The 9,620-nt window shown below is 65.8% G+C and carries 7 protein-coding genes; 2 read left to right on the top strand and 5 right to left on the bottom strand.

The genetic code is table 11. The annotated features are described in order from the left end of the window. Positions 1–174 precede the first annotated feature (174 nt). Entirely contained in the window at positions 175–957 is a 783-nt protein-coding gene (locus ACFWF3_RS12545; RefSeq protein ID WP_379313780.1) for a queuosine precursor transporter, read from the top strand. Between the two features lie 36 nt (positions 958–993). On the opposite strand, the gene tgt is transcribed toward ACFWF3_RS12545, so the two are convergent. The 5 genes from tgt to ACFWF3_RS12520 form a co-directional block, all read right to left on the bottom strand. After that, positions 994–2,247, bottom strand: a complete 1,254-nt coding sequence (tgt, locus tag ACFWF3_RS12540) for a tRNA guanosine(34) transglycosylase Tgt (RefSeq protein WP_378994448.1) — start codon at positions 2,245–2,247, stop codon at positions 994–996. A 20-nt stretch (positions 2,248–2,267) separates the two neighbouring features. Further along, entirely contained in the window at positions 2,268–4,172 is a 1,905-nt protein-coding gene (locus ACFWF3_RS12535) for an ABC transporter ATP-binding protein (RefSeq protein WP_378994451.1), read from the bottom strand. After that, positions 4,169–5,902: an ABC transporter ATP-binding protein gene (locus tag ACFWF3_RS12530; RefSeq protein ID WP_378994454.1), complete on the bottom strand. Its 1,734-nt coding sequence runs from the start codon at positions 5,900–5,902 to the stop codon at positions 4,169–4,171. The genes ACFWF3_RS12535 and ACFWF3_RS12530 overlap by 4 nt, the downstream gene beginning before the upstream one ends. Before the next feature lie 84 nt (positions 5,903–5,986). Then, positions 5,987–6,463: an Rrf2 family transcriptional regulator gene (locus ACFWF3_RS12525; protein ID WP_358102957.1), complete on the bottom strand. Its 477-nt coding sequence runs from the start codon at positions 6,461–6,463 to the stop codon at positions 5,987–5,989. Positions 6,464–6,546: 83 nt separating this feature from the next. After that, positions 6,547–7,143 (bottom strand): TetR/AcrR family transcriptional regulator, encoded by a 597-nt coding sequence (locus tag ACFWF3_RS12520; RefSeq protein WP_379313779.1) that lies wholly within the window; start codon positions 7,141–7,143, stop codon positions 6,547–6,549. 201 nt (positions 7,144–7,344) lie between these two features. Here ACFWF3_RS12520 and ACFWF3_RS12515 point away from each other — a divergent pair. After that, positions 7,345–9,620: MMPL family transporter (locus ACFWF3_RS12515; RefSeq protein WP_379313777.1), on the top strand; the 2,276-nt coding region annotated here is incomplete at its 3' end.

Below are 9,620 nucleotides of genomic sequence, written 5' to 3'. Positions count from 1 at the left end.
GTGTTTTTGGAGCGCTGGCGCGCTCGAGCGGGGCCCTGGAGGCCCCGATCTTCCCTCCCTACGGGTACTCCTTCGTCGCACCCTCCGGTCAGTCCAGATCGGGGCGGGCCCCTTTGGGTAGAGACATATCGGGTTTAGCGGGCCCGGGTAGTGGACGGGGTGTTTCTTGGGAGAATGGGGCTCGTGACTGATACAAACTCGCTCGACAAACCAGCTGAATCTGGGCACCCCGCGCCGGAACATGCGGCATTCGCCCAGGTTGCGCGGGGGTTCTATCCGGTAATCGTCGCCCTGTTCACCGCGACGCTGATCATCTCCAATATCTGCGCCACCAAAGGTGTGGAGTTCTTCACCGACAGTTCGGTGATGCTGGGCCCGATCCAGATCCTGCCGATCGCGACCGACGGCGCCTTCTTCCTGTTCCCGCTGGCCTACATCCTCGGCGACGTGCTCAGCGAGGTCTACGGCTTCCGCGCCACCCGCCACGCCATCTACACCGGTTTCGCCGCGCTGCTGCTGACCGTCGCCTGCTTCTACATCGCCATCAAGCTGCCCCCCGCGGGCTTCTACGAGAACCAGGAAGCCTTCCGCACGGTCCTCGGCACCACCCCTCAGCTGGTGCTCGCCGGTCTCGCCGGCTACTTCGTCGGTCAGCTGCTGAACTCGGCCACCCTGGTACTGATCAAAGAGCGCACCAAGGAAAAGCACCTGTGGGCTCGCCTGATCGGCTCCACCGTTGTCGGCGAGTTCGCCGACACCCTGATCTTCTGCTCGATCGCCGCTACTGCCATCGGCATCAACACCTGGCAGTCGTTCATCAACTACGTCATCGTCGGCTTCCTGTGGAAGACCCTGTGCGAGGTGCTCGTCATGCCGATCACCTACCGCGTCATCGCCGTCCTCAAGAAGACCGAACCGACCTACGCTCCGGCGAAGGTCGACGCGCTGCACGACTAGCCCGCAGGGTGGGCGGCGGATCGGAAGGTCCGCCGCCTACTCCCCCGGCACCTTGATCCGGCCCCGCCACTGGCCCAGGAACTCCTTCTTGAACTCGTCGAAGTAGCCGCCCTCGATGCTGGCCCTGATCCGGTCGACGAGGCGAATCGTGAAGCGCTCGTTGTGAATTGTGCACAGCGTCGCCGAGAGCATTTCCTTGGCCTTGAACAGGTGATGCAGGTAGGCGCGGGTGTAGTGGGCGCAGGTGTAGCAGTCACAGTTCTCGTCGATCGGGGTGAAGTCGCGACGGAACCGGGCGGTGTTGATGTTGAACCGCCCCTCGTCGACATAGATCGCGGCATTGCGCGCCACCCGCGAGGGATTGACGCAGTCGAACGTGTCCGCCCCGTTCTCGATCGCGGTGAACATGTCCTCCGGCTCGCTGATTCCCAGCATGTGGCGCGGTTTGGCCTCGGGCAGCTCATCACAGCACCACCCGACGATCGTGCCGAGATTGTGCTTCTCCAGCGCTCCGCCGATGCCGTAACCGTCGAATTCCGTTCCACCACTGCCCCGGATCGACTCGAGCTCACGACAAGCCTTGCGCCGCAGGTCTTCGTACTGCGCACCCTGGATCACTGCAAACAGAGCCTGATACGGCCGATGCCCGCGCACGGCGGTGAGCCGTTCGTGTTCGTCGATGCATCGCTGCGCCCACTCGTGCGTGCGCTGCAACGACTTCTCCTGATAGCCACGGGTATTCATCAAGGTGGTCAGCTCGTCGAAGGCGAACATGATGTCGGCCCCGAGTTCGTGCTGGATGCCCATCGACACCTCGGGTGTGAAGCGATGCTTCGAACCGTCCAGGTGCGAACGGAAGGTGACCCCGTCGTCATCGACGGTGGCCAGGCGCTCCTTGCCCGCCGCGATCACCTGATCGGACCGGATGTCCACAGCCTCCATGGCGAGGACCTTCTTGAAACCGACCCCCAGCGACATCACCTGGAATCCGCCGCTGTCGGTGAAGGTGGGCCCCGGCCAGTTCATGAACTTCCCGAGCCCACCCGCCTCGTCGACCACGTCGGCGCCGGGCTGCAAGTACAGGTGGTAGGCGTTGGCCAGCAGCGCCTGCGCCCCGATCTCGCGCATCGTCTCCGGCAGCACGGCCTTCACCGAAGCCTTCGTTCCCACCGGAATGAAAGCGGGCGTGGCGATCTCGCCGTGCGGGGTGGAGATCACTCCGGTCCGGCCGTGCCTGCCCCCGTCCAGACGGGTGCCTACTTCGAAGGAGAACTCGCTGCTGTCGGCCACCGACCCATCGTGCCAGGGCCTTACTGAGCGGCCGCGAACTGGGCGTTGTACAGGTTGTAGTAGGGCCCGCGCTCGGCCAGCAGCCGCTCGTGGGTGCCGTGTTCGACGATGCGCCCCTTGTCCATCACGACGATCAGATCCGCGTCCCGGATCGTCGAAAGCCGATGCGCGATCACGAAACTGGTGCGATCGCGGCGCAGGGCCGCGGTGGCGTGCTGGACCAGCGACTCGGTGCGGGTGTCGACCGAGCTCGTCGCCTCGTCCAGGATCAGGATCGACGGCTTGGCCAGGAACGCGCGGGCGATCGTGATGAGCTGCTTCTCGCCCGCGCTCACCCCGCCGCCCTCTTCGTCGATGACCGTGTCGTAGCCGTTGGGGAGCGAGTGCACGAACCGGTCGACGTAGGCCGCCCTGGCCGCGGCCTGGATGTCGGCTTCCGGCGCCGTCGGATTGCCGTAGGCGATGTTCTCGCGGATGGTGCCCTTGAACAGCCAGGTGTCCTGCAGCACCATGCCGATGCGCGAGCGCAGGTGGTCGCGGGTGATGGTGGTGATGTCGACGTCGTCGATGGCGATGGTGCCCGCGTCGAGTTCGTAGAAGCGCATCAGCAGGTTCACCAGCGTGGTCTTGCCCGCGCCGGTCGGGCCGACGATGGCGACCACGTGGCCGGGATCGGCCACCAGCGAAAGCCGTTCGATGACAGGGGTTTCCGGGTCGTAACCGAAGGACACCGCCTCGAACTCCACCCGCCCGCGATCCACCGGGCGCGCGATCTCCACCACCGGATCGGGGGACTGCTCCTCGGCGTCGAGGATCTCGAAGATCCGCTCCGCCGAGGCGACGCCGGACTGCAGCAGGTTCGCCATCGCACCGATCTGGGTGAGCGGCTGACTGAACTGGCGCGAGTACTGGATGAACGCCTGCACGTCGCCGAGCGACAGATTGCCGGTGGCCACCCGCAGCCCGCCGACCAGTGCGATGAACACGAAGTTCACGTTCCCGAGGAACATGATGGCGGGCATGATCAGGCCGGAGATGAACTGCGCCTTGAAGCTCGCGTCGTAGAGCTTGTCGTTGCGCTTGTCGAACTCCTCGCCGACCTCGCGGCCGCGGCCGAACGCGGTGATGATCTCGTGGCCGGTGTAGGCCTCTTCCACCGAGGAGTTCACCTCGCCGGTGAATTTCCACTGGTTGACGAAGTGCGGCTTGGACCGCTTGGCGATCTGCGCGGTGACCACGATCGCGGCGGGCACCGTGAGCAGCGCGATCAGTGCCAGCAGCGGCGAGATCCAGAACATCATGATCAGGATGCCGACCACGGTGAACAGCGAGACCAGCAGCTGGCTCATCGTCTGCTGCAGGCTCTGCGAGACATTGTCGACGTCGTTGGTGACGCGGCTGAGCACGTCACCGCGCGGCGCGGTGTCGAAGTAGCGCAGCGGCAGCCGGTGCAGCTTCTGCTCCACCTCGTCGCGCAGCCGCTTCACGGTGCGGTTGATGGCGATATTGAGCAGATAACCCTGCAGCCAGCCGAAGATCGCGGCGGCCACGTACAGCGCGAGCACGAGCATCAGCACGCGGCCGACGGCGTCGAAGTCGATGCCGGTACCGGGGATCACGTTCATCGCCGAGAGCATGTCGGCGCGGGTGGTCTCGCCCTGGCTGCGTAGCAGCTCGACGGTCTGGTCCTTGGTGAGGCCTGGCTCGAGCTGCTTACCCACGAAGCCGTCGAACACCAGGTTCGTCGCCCTGCCGAGCAGATACGGGCCGAGCGTATTGAGCACCACGGAAGTGATCACCAGCGCGACGATCACACCGACGGTGAACTTCTCGGGGGCCAGCCTGCTCACCAGTCGCTTCAGCGACGGACGGAACGACTTGGCCTTCGTTCCCGGCGCTCCGGGAACGGGTCCACCTGGCCTCATCGGGCTTCCTCCACGCTCAGCTGGGACTCGACGATCTCGCGGTACTCCGAGCAGCGCTGCATCAATTGGTCATGGGTTCCGATGCCGGCCATCGCACCGTCTTCGAGGACGACGATCTGGTCGGCGTCGCGAATCGTCTGAATCCGCTGGGCCACGATGATCACCGACGCGTCGGCGGTCTCGGGCTTGAGCGCGGCGCGCAGCCGGGCGTCGGTGGCGACATCGAGCGCGGAGAACGAATCGTCGAACAGGAAGATCCGCGGCCTGCGCACCAGCGCGCGGGCGATACACAGCCGCTGACGCTGACCGCCCGACACCGTGGTGCCGCCCTGGGCCACCGGAGTGTCGAGACCCTGCGGCATCTCCCGCACGAAGTCGGCCGCCTGGGCGACCTCTAGCGCGTGCCAGAGTTCGTCGTCGGTGGCGTCGGGGTTGCCGTAGCGCAGGTTGGTCGCGATGGTGCCGGAGAACAGATAGGCCTTCTGCGGCACCAATCCGATCCCACTACGCAGAAGTTCGAGGTCGAGGTGGCGTACATCGGTGCCGCCGACGTACACCGCGCCGTCGGTGACGTCGATCAGACGCGGGATCAGGTTGATCAGCGTGGTCTTGCCCGCGCCGGTGGAACCGACGACGGCAGTGGTGGTACCGGGCGACACCTGGAATCGGATACCGCGCAACACCGGCTTCTCCGCGCCGGGGTAGGCGAATTCCGCGAACTGCAGGTCGACCGTGGCCTGGTCGCCCTTGAACGACTGCGGCAACCGCGGCGGGCGCACCGAGGACTCGGTCTCGAGCACCGCGCCGATCCGATCGGCGGAGACGGCCGCGCGCGGGGCCATCATCGCCAGGAACGAGGCCATCATGACGGCCATCAGGATCTGCATGACGTAGGACAGCATCGCGGTGAGCGAGCCGATCTGCATCGTGCCGTTGTCCACATGGTGACCGCCGAACCAGATCACGCCGACAGCGGTGAGATTACTGATCAACATCACGGTCGGGAACATCAGCGCCATCAGCTTGCCGACGCGCAGCGACGCGTCGGTGAGCGCGGTGTTGGCCATCCCGAAGCGCCAGATCTCCTGCCGCTCGCGCACGAACGCGCGGACCACCCTGATACCGGTGATCTGCTCGCGCAGCACGCGGTTGACTCCGTCGATGCGTTCCTGCATCTGCCGGAACCCCGGCACCATCCTGGCCACGATCGTGCCCATGGAGAGGGCGAGGGCGGGCACCGCGATCAGCAGCAACCACGAGAGCCCGAGATCCTCGCGCAGCGCCATGATGACGCCACCGACGCACATGATCGGCGCCATCACCAGGATCGTCACCGACATCACGATGAGCAGCTGGACCTGCTGAATGTCGTTGGTCGAGCGGGTGATCAGCGACGGCGCGCCGAACATCCCCACCTCTCTGGCCGAGAACGTCTCCACCCGGTGCAGCACGCCACCGCGCATGTCGCGACCGGCGCCCATCGCCGCCTGCGCGCCGAAGTACACCGACGCGGCCGAGGCCACGATCTGCACGCAGCTCACCGCGAGCATCCACAGACCGGTGGTCCAGATGAAACCGATGTCGCCCTTGGTGACACCGTCGTCGATCAGATCGGCATTGAGGCTGGGCAGGTAGAGCATCGCGATAACCGAGATCAGCTGGAGTACGAGGACACCCGCCAGCTGGGCGCGGTACGGGGCCAGGTAGGTCCGCAGCAGGGTGATCAACATGATGGTCGAAGGCTACAGCGCGCGGGTGAGCAGCGCCGAGCACTTTTACCTGCCCTGTGGACAACTCTCAGCCTGTGGACAACTTCATGTGCCTGCGGGTGTACGCGGCTCGCGACGCACCCAGGCGCCGGGGTCGGCGACCAGTTCACCGATGAAACCGGGCAGCCGGTCGGTGGCGACGTCGGCGATGGAGACGTTCTCCAGCACGGCTCGAATATTGACCCGCAGCGCGATCCATACCTGCTGCAGCGGTTCCGCCGCGCCCGGATACCGCACATCTTCGGGCCGCTGCCCGCGCACCGACGCCAGCGGCGACTCCACGGCGCGGATCACATCGGCCACCGAGATCTCGGTCGCGGGCCTGCCGAGGCGATACCCGCCGTCGGGCCCGCGCCTGCTCAGCACGAGCTCGGCGCGACGCAGTTCGGCCAGCACCGTCTCCAGCACCTTCGGTGGGATCTGCGCGGCGGCGGCGATGGCCTCGGACTTGACGACTCCGTCGGCCGCGGCGAGCTCGAGCAGCGTTCGCACCGCGTAATCGACCCTGGCGGTGATATGCACGGTGTCGAACTTACGCGGTGCTCCTGGATCGAGCGGTCAGCGGTCGGAGGCGGTAGCGAAGCGTCACCACGCGGGCCGCCCGCTCACGCCGAATTGATACAGCCGGTCAGTACGCAGGTTGCCGCGTCGAGGAGAGTCTTCTCGACCAGCTCGTCGGTGGCGCCCGGTGCCAGCTCCGAGGACAGCAGCGCCACTCCGAGCACCTCGATGGCGGCGGCGGCACGCAGCATCGAGTTCTGGGTCGGATCGGGCCCGGCCAGCCACAGCCGCAGCTCACGGGTGGGTTCCATCAGGTCGGGATAGCGATCGGCGATGGCGTTGACGATGGCCGCGGTGTCGCGCACGCAGAGCGCCCCCGCGTCGCGATGGCGGATCATGCCGCGCAGGTAGGTGCGCAGGACCGCGCGAATGCCCTCGTCGTTGTAGGGAACGGCCTCGATGTCCTCGACGATGTCGCGCATGTGATCGATGATCGGATCGATGATCGCCAGAAGCAGATCGAGCTTCGACGCGTAGTGGTAATAGAGCGAAGCCTTCGTGATTCCCACCACATCCGCTACCTCGCGCAGGCTCGTCTGTTCGAAACCCTTGGCGGCGAACAGCTGTACCGCGGCGTCGCGGATCGCCTGTTTAGTACCCCCACCTGCGGTGACGGTGTCGGCGATGTCTCGGGCGGGCATGGCGGCAATCCTCCCATGATTCGGTGTGACAGATCCGGCGCCCCCAATATTGAGGTTGCTCCTCCACTTATCCACTAGGTAGTCTACCTACCGCACGGTAGGCAGAAAACGATGTTGTGGAGGCGGGTCCCGCAGGGGTGGCCCGCGAGTGCTGTCTACGAGCCATGCCACCCACCCGTTCTTCGCGCTAGGAGCACACGCGTGTCCGTATACCTGTACAGATGGGGAAAGTTCGCTTTCCGCCGTAAATGGATTGTCCTGCCGGTCTGGCTACTGCTGTTCGTGCTGCTCGGCGGCCTCGGCGCCACCCTGAGCAAGCCGATGTCCAACGACTTCAGCATGCCCGAGCTCCCGTCGGCCCGCGCCAACGAGATCCTCGACAAGCACTTCGAAGGCATGTCGGAGCAGTTCTCGATGGATGCCGTCACCGGCACCTACGTGATCGGCGCGCCGGAGGGGCAGAAGCTCACCGACCCGGCCAACCGGGCCGCGATCGACGCGTTCATCGCCAAGCTCAACGATCTGTCGATCGTCGATCACGAGAAGAAGCTGGCCAGCCCCATCGCGGCCACCGAGGAGATGGGCTGCCTCGCCGCCCCTGACCCGTCGAAGTGTTCGTCGGCCCCGCTCAACGTGCTGAGCGAGACCGCACCCGGCACCGTCGGCGTGCTCAGCGTCCCGTTCACCATCAAGGCCGTCACCGACGTGACCGACGCCGAGCGCGACACCGCCTTCGAGGTCGGCGCCGAAGCCCGCAACGCCGGGCTGACCGTCGAACTCAGCGGCTCGATCGCGATGAAGCAGGAACAGCCGAGCGGCAAGTCCGAACTGATCGGCATGGGTGTCGCGCTGATCGTGATGGTGGTGGCCTTCGGCGCCATCGTCGCCGCGGTCGTGCCCATCATCACCGCCATCGTCGGCCTCGGCGCGGCGACCTCGCTGATCATGCTCGGCACCTCGGTGATGGAGGTGCCCGGCTTCACCACCTTCCTGGCCTCGATGATCGGTATCGCGCTGTCGATCGACTACGCGCTGTTCATCGTCTCCCGGTACAAACACGAACTGGCCGTGCGTGATTCGGCCGAAGAAGCCGCGGGTACCGCGCTCGGTACCGCCGGTTCGGCCGTGGTGTTCGCCGGTCTCACCGTCATCATCGCGCTCGGCGCGCTCGGCATCGTCGGCGTGGAATTCCTGACCTTCATGGGTCTGGGTGGCGCCATCGCCGCCGCGTTCGCCGTGCTCACCGCCGTCACCTTGATGCCGGCGCTGATGGGCGCCTTCGGCAAGTCGCTGTTCAAGCCGAAGCTGCCGATCGTGGCGCAGCACGATCCCGACGACGACACCTCGGTCACCAACGGCCAGCGTTTCGCCAAGCTGATCGCCAAGGCGCCGTGGGTCGCGCTGATCCTGTCGGTGATCGTGCTCGGCGCGCTCGCCGCGCCCGCCGCCGGCCTGAACCTCGGCCTGCCCGGTGACGACAGCATGCCGAAGACCTCCACCATCCGTAAGGCCTACGACCTGCGGACCGAAGGCTTCGGCGAGGGCAGCAACGGTGTGCTCATGGTGGCCGCTGACCTGAGTGCGACGCCCGAGGGTGAGCGCGAGGCCGCCGTCGGCGCGCTGCGCGCCAAGCTCGAGTCCTACGAGGGCATGGATTACGTCACCGAGCCGATGTGGAGCAAGGACAACCAGGGCGCCATGCTCAACGGTGTCCCGAAGTCCGGTCCGAACAACCAGGACACCAAGGATCTGGTCGCCGAAGCGCGTGGCGCGGAAGCGGATCTGAACGCGCAGTACGGCATGGAGTACGGCATCACCGGCACCACCGCCATCTACGCCGATGTCGACCATGTACTGCTCAGCAAGATCCTGCCGTACCTGGCGATCGTGGCCGGTGCCGCGTTCATCCTGCTGATCCTGGTGTTCCGCTCGATCCTGGTCCCGCTCACCGCCGCACTCGGCTTCCTTTTGTCGATGGGCGCCACCTTCGGTGCGACGGTGCTGATCTTCCAGCAGGGCAAGTTCGGCCTGATCGAAGATCCGCAGCCGCTGGTCAGCTTCCTGCCGATCATGTTGATCGGCTTGGTCTTCGGCTTGGCCATGGACTACCAGGTGTTCCTGGTAACCCGTATGCGCGAGGAATTCGTGCACGGCAAGTCGGCCAAGGACGCGATGGTCGCCGGTTACCACCACGGTGCCCGCGTGGTGACCTCGGCCGCGATCATCATGATCTCGGTGTTCGGCTCCTTCATCCTGGAGACCGACGTCACCGCCAAGTCGTTCGGTTTCGCGCTGGCCGCCGGTGTGGCGATCGACGCGTTCATCGTTCGCATGGTCGTGGTGCCCGCGCTGCTGGTGATCATGGGCAAGTGGGCGTGGTGGATGCCGAAGTGGCTCGACCGCGTCGTGCCCGATATCGACGTCGAGGGTGCGAAGCTCGAGCAGCTGCGTACCGAGAACGTCGAAACGGTGAAGCC

This window comes from Nocardia sp. NPDC060220 (genome assembly GCF_042727815.1).
In the GTDB taxonomy this organism is placed as follows: domain Bacteria; phylum Actinomycetota; class Actinomycetes; order Mycobacteriales; family Mycobacteriaceae; genus Nocardia.
Note: the sequence above shows the minus strand (reverse complement) of the source record. Positions and strands in the feature narration are given on the sequence as shown.

Bases quoted from the DNA above. Each gene is read 5' to 3' on its own strand.
- ACFWF3_RS12545 (WP_379313780.1), top strand. From the start codon at position 175: ATGGGGCTCGTGACTGATACAAACTCGCTCGACAAACCAGCTGAATCT.
- ACFWF3_RS12535 (WP_378994451.1), bottom strand. From the start codon at position 4,172: ATGAGGCCAGGTGGACCCGTTCCCGGAGCGCCGGGAACGAAGGCCAAG.
- ACFWF3_RS12530 (WP_378994454.1), bottom strand. From the start codon at position 5,902: ATGTTGATCACCCTGCTGCGGACCTACCTGGCCCCGTACCGCGCCCAG.
- ACFWF3_RS12520 (WP_379313779.1), bottom strand. From the start codon at position 7,143: ATGCCCGCCCGAGACATCGCCGACACCGTCACCGCAGGTGGGGGTACT.